The organism is Paenibacillus sp. WC2504, from assembly GCF_052682475.1.
The window spans coordinates 1,561,155-1,577,909 of sequence record NZ_JBQZFH010000001.1; the positions used below are offsets into that span (position 1 = coordinate 1,561,155).

Genomic DNA, 16,755 nt, shown 5'->3' on the forward strand with positions numbered 1-16,755 from the left:
TCAAAGGAGCGTGTTCATGATGTCGTCGACAACCAGCAACGTGCATAAACCATTAACTTTGCGTCAAAAAGTTGGTCAATTATTTATTTGCGGTTTTGATGCTCTGGAGCCAAATCCAGCGATTACGCAGCTAATTGAAAAATATGGGCTTGGCGGCGTTATCTATTTCCGGAGGAATGTGAAGGATGCCCATCAATTGGCTCATTTGTCCGCAGAATTGCAAGAATTAAGCCGTCGCAGCGGGGGACAACCCCTGTTTATCGCGGTGGATCAAGAGGGCGGTATGGTGTCCCGAATCGAAAAAGGAGCGACTTTGCTGCCGGGGAATATGGCGCTTGGAGCTGCTTTTGCGCCGGCAGGCGTGTACGCAAGCTCCAAAATCATGGGCAAGGAACTGCGTCAGATGGGCGTGAACATGAACTTTGCGCCATGCCTGGATATTAACAATAATCGTTTGAATCCGGTTATCGGGGTGCGCTCCTACGGGGAAACCGCAGCCATCGTCGGCGATATGGGAACGCATGCTGTGAAAGGGTTGCAGGACATGGGGGTTATTGCTACGGTCAAACATTTTCCGGGCCATGGTGATACTTCAGAGGACTCACATCATGATCTGCCGGTTGTTCCGCACAGCATGGAGAGGCTTATGGAGCTTGAGCTCGCCCCTTTTATCAAAGCCATTGAAGGCGACGTAGACGCCATTATGACCGCGCATGTCGTGTTCGCGGCATTGGAACAAAACGGTGTGCCCTCAACGTTATCGTATCGGATTTTAACCGAGCTGCTGCGGGAGGAACTTGGTTTCAAAGGGCTTATCGTTACGGACTGTTTGGAAATGAAGGCGATTTCCGAGGGAATCGGCGTAGCTGAAGGCGCGGTTCGGGCCATTGAGGCCGGATCGGATCTCATTCTGGTCAGTCACACGTTGGAACGCCAAGTTTCCGCCATAGAAGCCGTCATTACAGCCGTTGAAAGCGGGCGTATCCCGGAGTCTAGGATCGATGCGTCAGTCCTGCGAGTAATGACCCACAAATTTAAACGAGATATCCAATTTGAAAAGCTGGCGCCGATCCCCGAAGGTCCTATTTCAACGCCGGAGCATCAGCTTTTGGCTAAGGAGCTAAGCCGCAAAAGCATTACGCTAGTGAAAGACGAAGTCGGTAAGCTGCTGGATATGACCGAGTCACCGCTTGTGATTTGGACGGAAGTGCAGACGGGAACGGAGATTGATGAGGTCGTGGAGCGGCAGGGAACGCTGGGAGCTACACTGGCTGAACTCACAGGGAAAGATGTCCAAGAGGTGTACTTGGGATTATCCCCTTCCGAGTCGGAAATTGCTGCGACCGTGCAAGCTGCCGAAGGCAAAAAGCAGGTGGTTATGGTCACTTATAATGCCACTTTTTCGCCAGGACAGACTCAGTTGGTAAAGGCTCTTGCGGCGATTGAAGATCTGCATCTCATCGTGGCTGCAGGAAGAAACCCTTATGATTTGCTTGAGTTTCCTGAGGTGAAGACGTATTTGGCCTGTTATGAGAATCGTCCCCTGGCGATGGTGTCTCTGGCAAATGTCCTGCTGGGGCACGAGAAGCCGGTTGGGCGGCTGCCTGTTACGTTGTCGGAACAATATGCGATTGGATGGAGGCAGGAGGTATGAGCGGGGGGGAGAACCGGATGGGGGAACAGGATATGAGCGCGAAGGAATGGACGGAAGAGGTAAAAACACAAGACGTACAAACGCAAGACGCACAAACACAAGACGTAAAAACACAAGACGTAAAAACGCAAGATGAGAAAACACAAGACGTGTTCCTGCGGGATTACTACGTTGGGGTTGACTTGGGCGGCACGAAGATGTTGGCCGCGCTCATTAGCGGCGATGGCAGCATCATCGCAAAGGAAGAGATCCCCACCCTGGCGCAGCAGGGGGAGGCGGCTGTGCTCGATCGGCTCGGGAGCCTGATCGAGGGTCTGCTCGCGACCGCGCCCGGCGGTCGCGGCGTTCTCCGCGGCATTGGCGTCGCCACCGCGGGCACGCTGGATACGGCGAACGGTGTCGTCACGTTCGCCACCAACCTTGGCTGGCGTGACGTGGCCGTCGCCGCCGTGCTCACTGACCGCTTCGGCTGCGCGGTCAGGCTGGAGAACGACGCCACCGCAGCGGCGGTCGGCGAATGGCTGGCCGGCGCGGGTGAGGGCGCGCCGGACTGTGTATTTGTGACGATCTCCACGGGGATCGGCGGGGGAATCATTTCCGGCGGGCGCTTGATCGCCGGAACGAATCATAACGCAGGAGAGCTCGGCCACATTTCCATTGATGGAAATGGGCCGCTCTGCCCCTGCGGGAATGTGGGGTGCCTGGAGCTGTACGCGTCAGGCACTGCGATTGGCCGCCGCGGCGCCGACTACGTGCGCCGGGCTGGCGAGGGCGCAGCGGGCGCCCTCGTGCGGCTCGCGGGGGGCGACCCGAACCGCGTGGATGCGCGGTTGGTCGCGGCCGCTGCCGCGGAAGGGGATGCCGCTGCCAGCGGCATCCTGCGCGAAGCGGGCCGGGCCCTCGGCATCGGGCTCGTGAGCATTCTCCACCTGCTGAATCCGCAGGTGGTCATTCTTGGCGGCGGCGCTTCGCATATCGGCGAGCCTTTGTTAGGGCCGATGCGCGAGATCGTCGAGGAGCGCTGCTTGCCATCGATTCGCGGACCGGTCCGGTTCGCAGCATCTGCGCTCGGGTCCTCCGCAGGCGCCGTTGGAGCCGCGCTGCTCATGTCTCAGTCACGCTGAGACATCTAGGTTTGTGACTGGTCATATGACGTATGTCACTAGACGATAGGAGCCTTTTTTCGTTAAAGTAGAAAAGGTTTATGAAACATTTTTTCTTCTTCTTACGTAAGAAGGAGGTCTTGTTTTATAAGACTATCTTATTAATGAAGGGGTGTTTTTCTTTTGTCTCAAGCAATAGCTTCGGATACTCCGACGATGCGTTCGTTTTTTGCCAGTCGTTTCGTGCAAGCCATTATGCTGTCCGGTCTTTTTTTACAAATCGGAATCTGGGTTCGTAACTTTGCGATTCTTCTCTATGTCACAGACATGACGAATAATGATCCTTACTCGGTTTCTTTAATTTCGGTGGCCGAGTTTGCGCCAATTTTTATTTTCTCCTTTATCGGTGGTGCTTTTGCGGACCGGTGGAGACCGAAATTGACGATGGTGTGGTGTGATATTCTCAGCGCAGTGTCTGTGTTTGCCATTATGGTGACACTGTATTACGGCTCTTGGAAGGCGATTTTTTTCGCCACGTTGGTTTCGTCCATCTTGTCTCAATTCTCGCAACCGTCCGGGATGAAATTGTTCAAGGTTCACGTGCCTGAATCCCAAATGCAAATGGGGATGTCATTGTTTCAATCGATGATGGCGATCTTTATGATCTTAGGTCCTATTATGGGGACATTTGTTTACTATCATTTTGGCATTGAAGTAGCTATTGCGATCATGGGCGTATGCTTTCTGCTTTCAGCGCTTGTGCTCACGTTTCTTCCTGCGGATCGTAAAAATGAGGAAGGGTCCGAGAAGCCATCCACGCATATTTTTGCTGAAATGGGTCAAGGGTTTAAGTATGTTTTGAATAATAAAATGCTTGTCACCTTAGGTGGTTGCTTTGCAGTTGCAGGTCTGGCGATTGGTTTGATATCACCGCTGGGCATCTTTCTAGTAACTGAAAATCTTGGATTGCCGAAAGAAGATTTGCAATGGTTTATGGCAGCCAATGGCGTTGCGATGATACTTGGGGGCGGGGCAACGATGGGCTTCTCCAAAAAAGTGTCCCCGCAAGCACTGCTCATTATCGGGATGGCGGTAAGCGTCGTGACTTTTGCTGTCATGGGATTGACTCATCTGGTATGGTTGGCACTTTTGATGCAATTTTTCTCCGGTCTAGTATTGCCTGCGATCCAAATCGGCATCTCGACAATGATTCTCGGAAACACAGAGGAATCTTTCGTTGGCCGTGTGAATGGGATTTTGAACCCGTTGTTCATGGGGGCTATGGTTCTTACAATGAGTTTGGCCGGCAGCATTAAAGCGTCCTTCTCGCTGGAGTCCATTTATGTCACATCCGCCGTACTTTTCTTGATTGGCGTATTTATTATGCTGCCTACCTTGAAGTACAAAGCAAATGCTGCACCACAACCGAATAGCGATGAAGTTAAAGCCGGGTAAGTTTTTTGAAAAAGGGGATTCTCTGAGAAGGTCATGATTGACTTCTTAGGGAAGTCTCCTTTTTTGTTGTGAGGTAGAAGTTGGCGATGGATGAGTATGTGATGAAATGGTGAGGAACTACGGGCCACTATTTCGCCAATTTCTTGCGGAAAACGCGCCAGGGCGGCGCAATAAGACCTTGTAGTTCCGTTCTGAAAGGAAAACGCTCGTTTTCCTACAAATAGAGGACGCCAGTTCCCATAAGCAAGCCATAGCGGAACTATTGCTAGGTTTTTGACATTTGTTAGTGGCAGGCCATAAGAAAGGTTGCGATTGGTGACTATACGGCAAGCAAGCCCACACGATTTCTGTTAGGATAACGATATGAGATTGCAAAAGGTGAGTGAAGCATGCTTCAACTGATTCAATTGTTCGTGGATATGATGGAACGGGTTGGCTTTCTAATCGCGCTGGCTTTTGCGTTTTCCCGAAGTCGCTGGATGCGCAGCTATATGAGCTATCAAGGGGACAGGACGTATCAATGGCGTTTTCTGTTCTTTTTCTCCGCGTATGCAATACTTGCGACTTATTCGGGTGTAACAGTTTCCGATTACACGTACAGGCCGGCTCCTTGGATTGGCGAGGTATCGCCAACAGCGGCGATTGCGAATGCACGTACCGTTGGGGTTGTCATTGCCGGGCTGCTAGGTGGCGTCAAAAGCGGATTTATCGTCGGCATCATAGCCGGCGTGCATCGCTACAGCTTAGGTGGATTTGTAGCGGTTGCCTGTATGATTGCTCCTATTCTACAGGGCATATTGGCAGGGCTGTGCCGCAATGCCTTCAAGAAACGCTTTCGGAAAATAGCGTCCGTACAGCTCGCATTTCTCGTTGGATTCATGGCTGAAGCCTTACAGATGATTCTTATTCTTGCTTTGGCCAAGCCTTGGGAGGATGCGTTCAACCTGGTGTCGCTCATTGGGTTGCCCCAAACGCTTGCGAATAGTGTTGGTGTCGCTCTCTATTTTGTGTTATATAACACAATGGAGCGCGAAGAGGCCAGAATTGGTGCGGAGCATGCACATCAAGCCCTGCAAATTGCCGATATGACGATGCCGCTTTGGCGGCTGGATTTCGATAAAGCGGTAGCGGAAATTTCCAAGGTGTTGAATGAGGAAATGAAGTCAGTGGGCGCATTCTTCAGTAAGGATGGCGTGACCTGGATTGCAGAGGGGAGAAAAACGCAGCACGCCAACGATCTCATCATCCGTGTTCCCAATCGGCCGCAGGTCGGTCAGTTCCGCCTGTATTTCGAGCGTGAGCAGGATGACAATCCGTCGCGCAGACGCATGCTGTCCTCTCTCGCAGAGCTGCTTTCTCAGCAATATGCCTTCGTCGAATCGGATCGGCAAACACAGCTTTTGGCTGATGCGGAGATTCGCTCGCTGCAGGCGCAGATGAATCCTCATTTCCTGTTTAATGTGCTGAATACAGTCAAATCCTTTATCCGTACGAAACCGGAAGAAGCCCGCCAAATGGTGATGCATCTATCCAAGTTTTTGCGCAAAAATATGAGTCACGGCAACCAGCGCCTTATCACCATACGTGATGAATATGAGCTGGTTATGTCTTATCTGAGCTTGATCAAATCCCGTCTTGGCGATCAGATGGAATTTTACGCCGATATCGACGAAAGGCTGCTGGATCATGCGATTCCTCCTTTTACGATTCAGCCGCTGATCGAAAATGCCATTATGCATGGTATCAAAAACAAGCCGGGCATCGGCGTCATTCGACTTTCGGTGAAGGAGGAGCTCGACGAGGGTAAGCTCCATGCGCGTATTACTGTACAGGACAACGGAGTAGGTCTTGAAACTACCGGGCCAGATAGTCAGTCGGAGCATGCAGGGCTGGCTTTGCGGAATATCGAGCAGCGTCTGAATTATCACTACGGCAAAGAACATCCTTTGGAAATTGCAAGCAAGCCAGGGGAAGGCACGATCATAAAATTTTGGGTGAGGTGATGGCGGGTGGGTTGGAATATTGTCATTGCGGATGACGAAGAGCCGGCTAGAGAAGAATTGATTTATCTTTTGGAAAGCAGTGAGGAGGTAGATCGTGTTACCGCGGCAACCGGGGGAATGGATGCGATTAAGAAGGTCAAAGAATTAGCGCCGGATGTATTATTTCTCGATATGGACATGCCGGATCTAAGCGGCCTGCAGGTTGCCGAAATTGTAGGAGAAATCAATCCGCAGGTGAAAATTGTATTTTCCACAGCTTACGATCAATACGCCGTCCATGCTTTTAAGCTGCGTGCTTTTCATTACATGCTGAAGCCTTACGATGAGGAGGATATTGCCATTGTGTTCAGGGAGCTGCGCAAAAGCAAAATGCAGCCTCAGAACAACGCAGCGGCGGCGAGCTTAGGCCAGACGGCATCGGTGAAGACGAGCGTAAAACTCGCTTTGGAATTGGAAGAAGGGATTCGATATGTCTCACCGAAGGATATCATGTACATTAGCAAGGAAGTTAAGCACGTGCAGGTTCACCTTCACGATAAGGCTTATATTGTTTCCTATACCCTATCCGAGCTGGAGCAAAAGTTGGAGCCGTACGGTTTTTTTCGCTGCCACAAAAGCTATCTGGTTAACCTCGCCGCCATCTCAGAAATGAAGACCTGGGTGAATGGCGCGTACAATTTGCTAATGGAAGATGCAGCGCGAAGCACCATACCCGTCAGCCGAAATTATGTGAAGCAACTGCGTTTGAAACTCGAAATTTAACATCATGAAGCTCGAAAATGGCATGTTGCGTTTCAGGTATTCCGCTTGTTCCCCAAACAAGTTATACTTCCTGTAAGCGCTAACATTCATGTTATCAGGAGGGTGTTCATAGATATGTCACTATTAAAAAACAGATTTGCTTCCTATGTGATCTGGGCGGTCATTGCCCTGCTTGGCGCGTCAGGCTTCGCGATGCTCGCACTTTCGAGAGGCGAAAGCATCTCCGCCATCTGGTTAATTGTTGCTGCCATTTGTACGTATGCTTTCGGTTATCGATTCTACAGTCGCTTTATCGCTCGCAAAATTTACGAGCTTAACGACAAGCGGGCAACACCGGCTCATGTTCAAAATGATGGCAAAGACTATGTGCCTACGAACAAGTACGTACTTTTCGGTCACCATTTTGCTGCGATTGCAGGGGCGGGGCCGCTCGTTGGTCCGATTTTGGCCGCGCAGATGGGATATTTGCCGAGTATTCTCTGGATCATTATCGGGGCCGTTCTTGCGGGCTGTGTGCAGGACTTTGTAACCCTGGTAGGTTCCATGCGCCGTGGCGGTAAATCTCTCGGACAAATGGCTAAGGATGAGGTAGGCCCATTCAGCGGTACGCTAGCCTCTATTGCAACGCTGGCCATTTTAATTATTATTGTCGCTGTTCTTGGGCTTGTTGTAGTGAAAGCGCTAGCAGAGTCGCCGTGGGGGATGTTTACTATTGCGATGACGATGCCGATTGCGATATTTATGGGCTTTTATATGCGCTTTATTCGTCCAGGCAAAGTCATTGAGGGTTCTATCATTGGTTTCGTTTTGTTAATGATCGTTTTGTGGTCAGGTCAGTTTGTAGCGGAAAGCCCTGTTTTAGCTAACATGTTTACGTTCACCGCCCCGCAAATTGCCGTTTTGATGGTGATCTATGGGCTTATTGCTTCCATTTTACCTGTTTGGGTACTGCTTGCTCCGCGGGATTATTTAAGCTCATTTTTGAAAATAGGAGTTATCCTGCTCCTTGCCGGCGGTATTATGGTAATTTTGCCTGAACTAAAAATGCCTGCTGTAACCAAGTTTATTGACGGTACAGGCCCAGTGTTCTCCGGCAATTTATTCCCGTTCTTGTTCATTACGATTGCGTGTGGCGCGGTTTCCGGGTTTCACGCATTGATTTCCTCCGGTACAACGCCGAAAATGATTGATAGAGAAAGCCATGCGCCGTTTATCGGTTTTGCCGGAATGGCCGCTGAATCTTTCGTTGCTGTGATGGCATTGATTGCGGCATGCTCCTTGGAGCCTGGCCTATATTTCGCGATGAATTCCTCACCGGCTGTTATTGGAACTGATCCTGTTGCTGTCGCAGCCAAAATTTCATCATGGGGCTTCACTTTGACGCCTGATCAAATTACGGGCACAGCCAAAGCAATCGGCGAGAAAACCATCCTCTCCCGAACGGGTGGAGCACCTACGCTTGCCGTAGGTATGGCTGAGATTTTCTCTTCCTTTTTAAATGGGGCCAAAGCGTTCTGGTATCATTTCGCGATTTTGTTCGAAGCGGTCTTTATTCTGACTGCCGTAGATGCGGGGACACGCGTCGGCCGATTTATGCTGCAGGATTTAGTCGGCAATTTCTACAAACCTTTTGGCCAAACCAAAGATTTAAGATACAATTTCATTGCTTCCCTGATCGTTTGCTTGGCATGGGGATACTTCCTTTATCAAGGAGCAGTCGATCCATTCGGCGGCATTAACTCCCTATGGGCGCTCTTCGGGATTGCCAATCAGATGCTGGCGGCCATTGCTTTAGCCGTAGCGGTTACGATTATGATTAAAATGGGGAAAGCCCGTTATGCTTGGGTAGGCATGATTCCCTTCGTGTTCCTGGCCGTGACGACGTTGACTGCGGGTTACCAAAAAGCATTTTCCCCGAATCCAACGATCGGTTTTCTATCGGCTGCCAAAAAGTATCAAGAGGGAATCGATAAAGGACAAGTGATAGCGCCAGCTAAAAATATGGACGTTATGCACCAAATCGTAACGAATAACTATATTGATGCAGGGTTAACCATTTTCTTTGGTATCGTTGTCCTTCTGATGATCATCATTTCTATACGTTTGTGGTTCAACATTATCATTCAAAAACAAAAGCCCCAATTACAAGAATCGCCGTTCGTCCAATCCACATTTGGAGGGTGATAGCGTGAAAGCGATCACGAGATTTTCGAGCAAGTTGAATACGACGGTCAAGATCATTTTCAATATCCCGGACTATGACAAATATGTGAGGCATCAGCAGGAACATCATCCGGGCAATCCCATTTTGACGGAAAAAGAGTTCTATATGCAGTCACTTCACGAGCGTTATGAAAGCGGTAAAATCAATAGGTGCTGTTAAGATGAAAAAAACTCGATCCCCGGTGGTAAACCGAGAGGTCGAGTTTTTCTTTTTAGAGGAAGGGTGCGCCGGCGTCTTTGAAGGCTTCCTTCATTTCCGGCGTTATTTTGGAATCGCTAATAATACCGGTCGTTTCCTGCACTTCCCCAATGACGAATAGGGAGCTGCGACTGAATTTGGAATGGTCCGCCACGAGGTACGTTTCCATGGATTGTTTCATCATTCGGCGGTTCGTTTCGGCTTCCAGCTCATTGTAGATCATCATGCCGCGTGTTAAGGAAATGCCGTCTACACCCATGAAGGTTTTGCGGATGCTGAGATTATCGAGTGTCGCATTGGCGAGCGGACCCGAAAGTTCGAACGTTTGCGTGCGAATCACGCCGCCTGTCAGAATGAGCTGCAACCCTTGCGTGCCAATCAGCTCGTAGGCGATATTCACTGCATTGGTGATGACGGTGAGGTTCTTGAATTGGTTCAGCTTCTTGGCGATGAACGTCGTGGTCGTGCCGCCGGTCAAGCCGATAATATCGCCGTCTTCGATGAAGTTAAGCGCTTTGTCGGCGATTTCTTTTTTCTCTTCTGTATAAAGGTCCATTTTGTTGAAAAAGGGGACTTCCACCTTTAAGCTTTCCAGCACGGCGCCTCCGAAGGTGCGGATGCAGCGTTTCTCTTGCTCCAGTATCTCAAGATCCCGCCTGGCTGTTGCTTCCGATACGCCAAATTGCTGAACGATATCGATCAAGGCGATGGAGCCTTTATCTTTGATGGCTTGCATAATGGCATCTCGGCGAATATCTGTCTTTCCCATGGAACCTCCTAAAAAGCTTTCCTCAAGGAAAGCTAGCTAACGATGTAAGTAGTGCTAGCTTCTATCTTATCATGTGGATGGATAAGCCGTCCATTGGGGCGGAGGATGGGGGACAAGCCTATGCGTTGGAAATTAAAAAGCCCCGGCACTACCCGCCGGGGCTTCCATCATGCAGCTACACCGTAGCTGCTGTCAAATCAAGCCATGCCAACTCCTGCGGAGTGAGCACAAGCTCCGCGCCGTCGCGGCATGAGAGCATTTCGGCCTCGTTGCGCGGTCCGATGAGCGCGCAAGCCGGGAACGGCTGGCTCAGCACGTAGGCGAGCGCGATCTGAATCGCGGTTACGCCTTTTTGCTTAGCCAGTTGTTCCGCGCGGTGCAGCCGCGTCCAGTTCTCGTCGCTGTAGAATACGCGAACGAGGTCGGCGTTGTCGAGCACGTCCGGCGTATACCGGCCCGTGAAAAATCCGCGCGCCTGCGAGGACCAGGACAGCAGCGGCAGCTGCGTGGATTCGTGCCAGCGCAGAGCTTCTTCATCGACGGAGACGCAGCCGCTCCAGAACGGTTCTTTCGCTTTCGCGAGGCTGAGGTTCGGGGAGCTGAAGCTGAAGCCGACAAGGCCGTTTTTCGCAGCGTAGTCATTCGCTTCCTGCAGACGCGCGTGCGTCCAGTTGGAGCCGCCGAATGCGCGAATGCGTCCGGCTTCTACATGCTCGTTCAGCGCTTCCAGAATCACGCCGACCGGAATGGACGGATCGTCGCGATGCAGCGCGTAGAGGTCGATGTAGTCTGTGCGCAGTCGCTCAAGCGATGTGAACAGGTCGCTGCGGATCGCCTCTGCGTTCACACGGGGGCCATTCTGATCATGGTGCGCTCCCTTGGTGAAGATGTTGATATCATCGCGGTTGCCCAGTTCATCCATCCAAATGCCGAGCGCTTGCTCGCTTTGCCCGCCGCAGTAAATGAAAGCAGAGTCAATGGTATTGCCGCCAATCGCTAAATAATGGCCAAGAACGTCGCTGACTTCCTGACGGTTGTCCAGACGGAAAAAGTCGGAGCCCATAATCAGTTTGGATACAGGTTTCTCTAAGCCTTTAATTTGAATGTGTTTCATCGCAGTCATCCCAACCTTTCGTATGATAAGGAATTTTTGTTAGTTTACAATACAACGCGTGAACGCTTTCTTGCTGATTCCAAACAAGCGTCAAGCACTTTCATGTTCAGGGTAGCATCACTAGCCGCGAAGTTCGGCTGCTTCTCGCCCCAAGCGGCATAAGCCAAATCGTCAACTTCTAACGCATACTGGTTCAGGAATGGAACGGTTTCTACCCTGCTCTCATTGCGGAAATGGACGATGAATTGACCGGATTCCTCCGTAGGTGTGACATAAGCAGAAGGAACTTCAATCCGCCCCGTCGCTCCGACGATTTCTAGCGTATTACGGAAACCGGCCCACATGCCGCAATCAAAGGTAAGAGCGACATTGCCGCTGAATTCCACAAGTCCGGACATCATCATATCGACATCATCATGTTCTGGGGAGAAAAAGGCGTGTGTCGTAACCGCTTCAGGCTCTCGGCCCAGAATCATTCTCGCTGCGCTGATCGGGTAGCAGCCAACGTCATATAGCGAACCGCCGCCCCACTCACGTTTGAAGCGGACGTTTTTGCTGTCACCCGGGTTGCTGAAGGTGAAAGCGCCATGAATACCGCGAATTTCTCCGATTTCTCCGGAATCAATTATTTCTTTAATGCGTGTATAGCGGGGATGATGGCGATACATGAATGCTTCGGCGAACTGTACGCCGGCTTTTTCACAAGCCGCAACCATTTCTTCCGCATCAGCAGCCGTTAGTGAAGCAGGTTTTTCGCAAAGCACATGCTTGCCAGCTTCGGCAGCGCGAATTGTCCATTCTTTGTGCAGATGGTTCGGCAGAGGTATGTACAAAGCATCAATATCCGGATCGGCAATTAATTCCTCATAACTGCCGTAAGCTTTTGGAATGTTAAGCCTCTCCGCAACTTCTTGTGACTTCTGCAAATCACGACTGGCTATAGCGCTTACAATACCAGTTTGGGACTGCACAATTCCGGGGATGCAAGCCCTAATTGCAATACCCGCACAGCCTAAAATTCCCCAACGAAGCTTTGTCATGACGTTATGATCTCCTTTGAAAAAAATATTTAATAGCGTTATATTGTTATTATAAATCGAGTTATTTAAAATGAATATGATAATATATTGCATCAGATATCGGAATATTGTCATTGAGGAAGGAGGGCGCGAGGGATGAAAAGACAAGTCATGCTGCCGAAGCTGCAGCAATGCCCCTATTTTATTTTTCCGGAATCGGTTGGCTGGTATCAGGATTCCCCTGAACACTCCATTTATAGGCAAGAAGGTTATTATGATTCATACAGCATTCATTTTATCCTTTCAGGCAAAGGGTATGTGGAGATTGATGGGGAGCAGCATGTGCTGCAAAAAGGGGATGCTTTTCTATATTATCCGTTTCAAGAACAGCGTTATTATTCCTCCAAAGAGGATCCTTGGGATATTCGATGGGTTCATTTCTACGGTAGTCATCTGAAGGAGTTTATGTTGGAAAAAGGCTTTTTGCGCACGTTATGGACACTTAAAAGATGGAGTGAGCTGGAGGAAGCTTTTCACGAGCTGCTGCTAGAAGCGGAGTCGAATAGCATTCTGAAGCCGACGAATCTTTCGACTTTATCCTATAAGATCTTAAGTGAATTCATGAGTTATGCTGCCCCATTAACGAGCAATCGAGGGATAGAGTCCGTGGATCGAATCCTGGCTATACTTCCTACTATGCAGCAAAAAGCCTGCGAACCGTTCATTCTGGAAGAATGGGCGGAGCTCACAGGCGTAAGCACATACTATTTCTGCAAATTGTTTCGCAAAGCGACCTCGATGACGCCGCTCTCCTTCATTACGCTATGCCGCATTCAATTTGCGAAGCAGCGTTTGATTGAGAAGGAAAGCCTGGCGATCAAGGAAATCGCGATTCAAGCCGGTTATGCCAGCGCCAGTTATTTTAACCAGCGTTTTCAGGAGCAAGAAGGGATGACACCAAGCGAATTTCGGAGCTTGTATGGCAAAGGTTTATTCGAATAAACGTGAGCGAATCGGTTCGCCGTCCCAAATGAGTTCGGTTTCGGCTTGACGTTCCTTGACTTCCGGTTCCTCAAGCAGGAGGAAGAAATTTTTGGTAGGCAAATCGCCTAGCCCATGTTTGGCCGAGAGCATGTCCAAGAAGGGGCGCATATTGTCAAGCTGGCCTGACATGTTGCTGGTGCCCTGCTGCGCAAAAGCATAGAGGACGCTGGCAATGGGCGCGCGTTTCACGCGGAATTTCTCAGCCGCTCTTAAGAAGAAATCCCAGTCCCAGTAGTGGAACACTTCCGTGTCAAAAGGTCCCAAAGCTTCAATCAATTCAGGACGGAAAATGCAGCCGGATGAGAAAAAGGTCGAAAATCTGCGCATCGCCGGCACATCAAATTCATACGCGAAAACGAATCGGTTCGTGATGGAGCGGGCATTGTTTTCATAAACATAATCGAAAATTTCGACATCAGGATAAACAAGATCATACCCTTGAATTTCTTGCAGCATGCGTTCAATATGGATGGGAAGCAGCAAATCGTCATCATCGCAGAGCATGATGTAATCGCCTTTTGCCTCTTGCAGGCCGCGGTTTCGAGCGTGAACGTGCTTGAGGTTTTGTGGCATATTCACGATTTGAATGGCGAGCTCTGGATAAAGCTCCTGAATGAAATCTACCGAAGGACCGGCATCATTGACAATAATGATTTGCAGGTTTTTGTACGTTTGGCGGTATAATGATTCTGCGAGCTCAGCAAGCTCAATTCGGCGATTATACGTTGGGATAATTATAGACACCAAGGGTTGGTCAGACAACTGGGAACACCTCCGATTTATCATAGATTAAGCTTACCTCAAATTCGCCATATTTCTCAAATACATTTGTGCAAGTTGCTGCTTGCGACAAACATGAAGGAGGCTTTTGATGCCAAAGGAACTGCATGCTCCGATAAGCCCGACTGATCTGCTTTTGTGGGAAAAGGATCGTTATTTGAGTGTCTTGGCTGGAAAAATACAGGGCATTCGGCTGTTAAGTCTGGATATTTTCGACACGCTGCTCTTTCGTACATGTGCGAATCCGTCTGACGTATTTGCGAAAATCGCCGAGCAGGCACATCGTAACGGCTTTCTGAAAACTTATATATCCTCGGAAGCATTCCAAGAAATGCGCATTCGTGCCGAACACAAAGCACGTGCCAAGCAAGTCGCTCAAACCGGTTTCGGTGAAGTGACGCTGGAGCTGATTTATGAGGAAATACCGGAAGCGATTTGCCACAGAGATGAGCTTGCCCGGTTGGAAGTGGAAGTTGAAGCGGAATTTTGCTATGTAAATCCTCACATAACCTCTTTGCTATACGCCTGTAAAAAAGAGCGGATTCCGGTGGCGCTGTTATCGGATATGTATCTGTCTTCCGAGCAGCTTCGGCGAATTCTTGCGTCAGCCGGGCTTGACCTGTCCCAGGTGGATACGCTGCTGGTCTCGTCGGAGGAACGTGAGGGCAAGTCGTCAGGGCATCTGTTTGCCAGACTCAAAGACATTTATCCGCAAATCGACAGTCAATCTATCGTACACATTGGTGACAATATAGCCGCTGATGTGGAGGGAGCGTCCAAAGCCGGAATCAGGGGATTACACTATCCTGTTATTCCGGAGCATTTTGAGAGCATCCATCATTGGGAATTTGTCAGGCACGGGGATGTGTTGCCGGAATGGAAGTCGCTGCGAAAGCTGGCTGCAGCTTCGGACTTATCGGCCGGAAGCGGGGAAAAGGAGCGCGTCTTGTACCAATTTGGTACGGATGTGATCGGGCCCTTCCTGCACACCTTGTGTGAGTGGGTGCTGGATATATGTGTCGAAGAGGGCATCACATGTGTGAACCCGTTGATGAGGGAAGCGTATTTATTAGCTCCGATGCTTGAGCAAGCTGCACAATTGAGAGGTGTGGAGCTTCAAGTGAAGCCGATTTACGTGTCCAGACAAGCTACTTTTATGGCGGGACTGGAGCATTTTGGAGAAGATGAGCTTGCTTATTTGTTAGACATTCAAGGTTTGAAAGTGAGAGAGCTTTTCGACGTGTTGGGTGTTGGTAGGGATGAGAGAGATTTCGCAGCTTATTTGGAAGAACCGATTGAAGCATGCAAGTACATAACTGGAGATAATGGAGAAACCATCTATCATCTCTTATACAATTATCTACAAAGTGAATCCGTGCAGAATAAGCTCTCCGCGTCGATTGAACGTCATAGGCAGCTTTTGGTAGGCTACTTGGCACAAGAATTTGGGTCCCCGGAACGTTTAGTGACGATAGATATCGGGTTTCAAGGAACTATTCAAGGAGCTTTGGAAAAAATCGTACGACTCGCAGGACTGCAGCCGGAAATGATGCATTTACTCGCTGTAGGTACGAATCGGCTGGATGAGCGCAGGCTTCAAGGCATGGATATTCGGAGCATGCTTCGCTCAGGCAGCGGCGGAAGCGAGTCGGGGAAGCGGATCGCGAGGACGCCGGCTTTTTTGGAGGAGCTCATGATGGGCGGTTTCGGCTCAACGCTGCGTTATAGCGAAGACCATTCCGGCCGCATAAATCCAATACAAGCGCAGCTTCACAGATCAGAGGAAGAATACGCAGGAAAACTAGCGTGTCAGAAAGGAGCGCTTGCCTTCCAAAGATACTATGCGTATCTGCTGGAGCAAAAAGACGGACGGTTATCAAGAGCGTCTAAGCATCCGGAAGAGTGGAGCAAGCCGCTGCACCGCGTTCTAGCAATGCCGAAGCCAGAAGAGGCGAGAGTTTTGGGGGACTTGACGCACCAGGACAATTTCTGCACGGAGTATATTGCCTTGATTTGTGAAGCTGTGGCGGAGGAGTGGTATCTGGCGGGACCGGAAGCGTTTTTGAACAGCTGTAATTACGCGCCTTCCGTTATGAATGTGAATTGGCCGCAGGGTATGGCGACGAGAAGGTTTCCGTATTATTTGTATCATTATTATTTGCAGCTGGCAGATGGGTTCGGCAGTCAGTCGATGATTTTCGATACCCTTCAGAGGGTTAAAAAAGACGGCATTGCCTCTTTAATGCTGTATGGAACGGGTGCATTTGCAGAGCAGGTACTTAAAGCCGCTTGGTTTCATGGCCTACATATTCCTTATTGGATCGATCCGGCAGTAGAGGCGAATACCGCACCTTGGGGGCGATTTGCCTTTAAGACATTAGAGCAGGCAAGGGCATTGTCAGAAGCGTCCGGAAGGACTGCCCCTGCTTTCCTCATCGCGACGCTTTCCGAACTTGAAACGTATCCGAGTCGGATTTTAGAAGCCTTTGAAGGCTCCGATCTAACACCCAAACTTTACCAGCTTCGTCCATAGCTAGGATCTGCGCAGTACTACATAAACTTAGTACTTTTTGAAAAGACTGTGGCGAGATAACCTAAACTTAGTAAAAGCTAAATTAGGGGGCTCTGCC

General features: G+C 49.8%; 13 protein-coding genes. 9 read left to right on the forward strand and 4 right to left on the reverse strand.

The features are described 5' to 3' along the window. Positions 1-16 precede the first annotated feature (16 nt). From nagZ to ACUN27_RS07165, 7 genes are all read left to right on the forward strand, one after another. Positions 17-1,654, forward strand: a complete 1,638-nt coding sequence (nagZ, locus tag ACUN27_RS07135; protein WP_326061320.1) for a beta-N-acetylhexosaminidase — start codon at positions 17-19, stop codon at positions 1,652-1,654. 32 nt (positions 1,655-1,686) lie between these two features. Then, positions 1,687-2,778, forward strand: a complete 1,092-nt coding sequence (locus ACUN27_RS07140; protein ID WP_445558606.1) for an ROK family protein — start codon at positions 1,687-1,689, stop codon at positions 2,776-2,778. A 195-nt stretch (positions 2,779-2,973) separates the two neighbouring features. After that, on the forward strand, positions 2,974-4,212 hold the full coding sequence (locus ACUN27_RS07145; RefSeq protein ID WP_315953734.1) for an MFS transporter: 1,239 nt from the start codon (positions 2,974-2,976) through the stop codon (positions 4,210-4,212). A 389-nt stretch (positions 4,213-4,601) separates the two neighbouring features. Further along, positions 4,602-6,215, forward strand: a complete 1,614-nt coding sequence (locus ACUN27_RS07150) for a LytS/YhcK type 5TM receptor domain-containing protein (RefSeq protein ID WP_326063666.1) — start codon at positions 4,602-4,604, stop codon at positions 6,213-6,215. Positions 6,216-6,221: 6 nt separating this feature from the next. Further along, a complete protein-coding gene (locus ACUN27_RS07155) occupies positions 6,222-6,977 on the forward strand; it encodes a LytR/AlgR family response regulator transcription factor (protein ID WP_445558607.1) in 756 nt (251 codons plus the stop codon). A gap of 114 nt (positions 6,978-7,091) precedes the next feature. Next, positions 7,092-9,161 (forward strand): carbon starvation CstA family protein, encoded by a 2,070-nt coding sequence (locus ACUN27_RS07160; RefSeq protein WP_445558608.1) that lies wholly within the window; start codon positions 7,092-7,094, stop codon positions 9,159-9,161. Between the two features lie 4 nt (positions 9,162-9,165). Continuing rightward, on the forward strand, positions 9,166-9,360 hold the full coding sequence (locus ACUN27_RS07165) for a YbdD/YjiX family protein (RefSeq protein WP_326063663.1): 195 nt from the start codon (positions 9,166-9,168) through the stop codon (positions 9,358-9,360). 52 nt (positions 9,361-9,412) lie between these two features. On the opposite strand, the gene ACUN27_RS07170 is transcribed toward ACUN27_RS07165, so the two are convergent. From ACUN27_RS07170 to ACUN27_RS07180, 3 genes are all read right to left on the reverse strand, one after another. Beyond that, complete coding sequence (locus tag ACUN27_RS07170) at positions 9,413-10,168, reverse strand: DeoR/GlpR family DNA-binding transcription regulator (RefSeq protein WP_161410428.1); 756 nt, start codon at positions 10,166-10,168, stop codon at positions 9,413-9,415. Between the two features lie 175 nt (positions 10,169-10,343). Then, a complete protein-coding gene (locus ACUN27_RS07175; protein ID WP_315953535.1) occupies positions 10,344-11,282 on the reverse strand; it encodes an aldo/keto reductase in 939 nt (312 codons plus the stop codon). 44 nt (positions 11,283-11,326) lie between these two features. After that, entirely contained in the window at positions 11,327-12,322 is a 996-nt protein-coding gene (locus ACUN27_RS07180; RefSeq protein ID WP_445558609.1) for a Gfo/Idh/MocA family protein, read from the reverse strand. Positions 12,323-12,457: 135 nt separating this feature from the next. Between ACUN27_RS07180 and ACUN27_RS07185 the strand changes: the two genes are divergently transcribed. After that, complete coding sequence (locus ACUN27_RS07185; protein WP_445558610.1) at positions 12,458-13,303, forward strand: AraC family transcriptional regulator; 846 nt, start codon at positions 12,458-12,460, stop codon at positions 13,301-13,303. On the opposite strand, the gene ACUN27_RS07190 is transcribed toward ACUN27_RS07185, so the two are convergent. Continuing rightward, positions 13,292-14,107 (reverse strand): glycosyltransferase family 2 protein, encoded by an 816-nt coding sequence (locus ACUN27_RS07190; protein ID WP_445558611.1) that lies wholly within the window; start codon positions 14,105-14,107, stop codon positions 13,292-13,294. The two genes, ACUN27_RS07185 and ACUN27_RS07190, sit on opposite strands and share 12 nt — an antisense overlap. Before the next feature lie 109 nt (positions 14,108-14,216). Here ACUN27_RS07190 and ACUN27_RS07195 point away from each other — a divergent pair, with 109 nt between their 5' ends. Continuing rightward, complete coding sequence (locus tag ACUN27_RS07195) at positions 14,217-16,658, forward strand: HAD family hydrolase (RefSeq protein ID WP_445558612.1); 2,442 nt, start codon at positions 14,217-14,219, stop codon at positions 16,656-16,658. Positions 16,659-16,755: the final 97 nt, after the last annotated feature.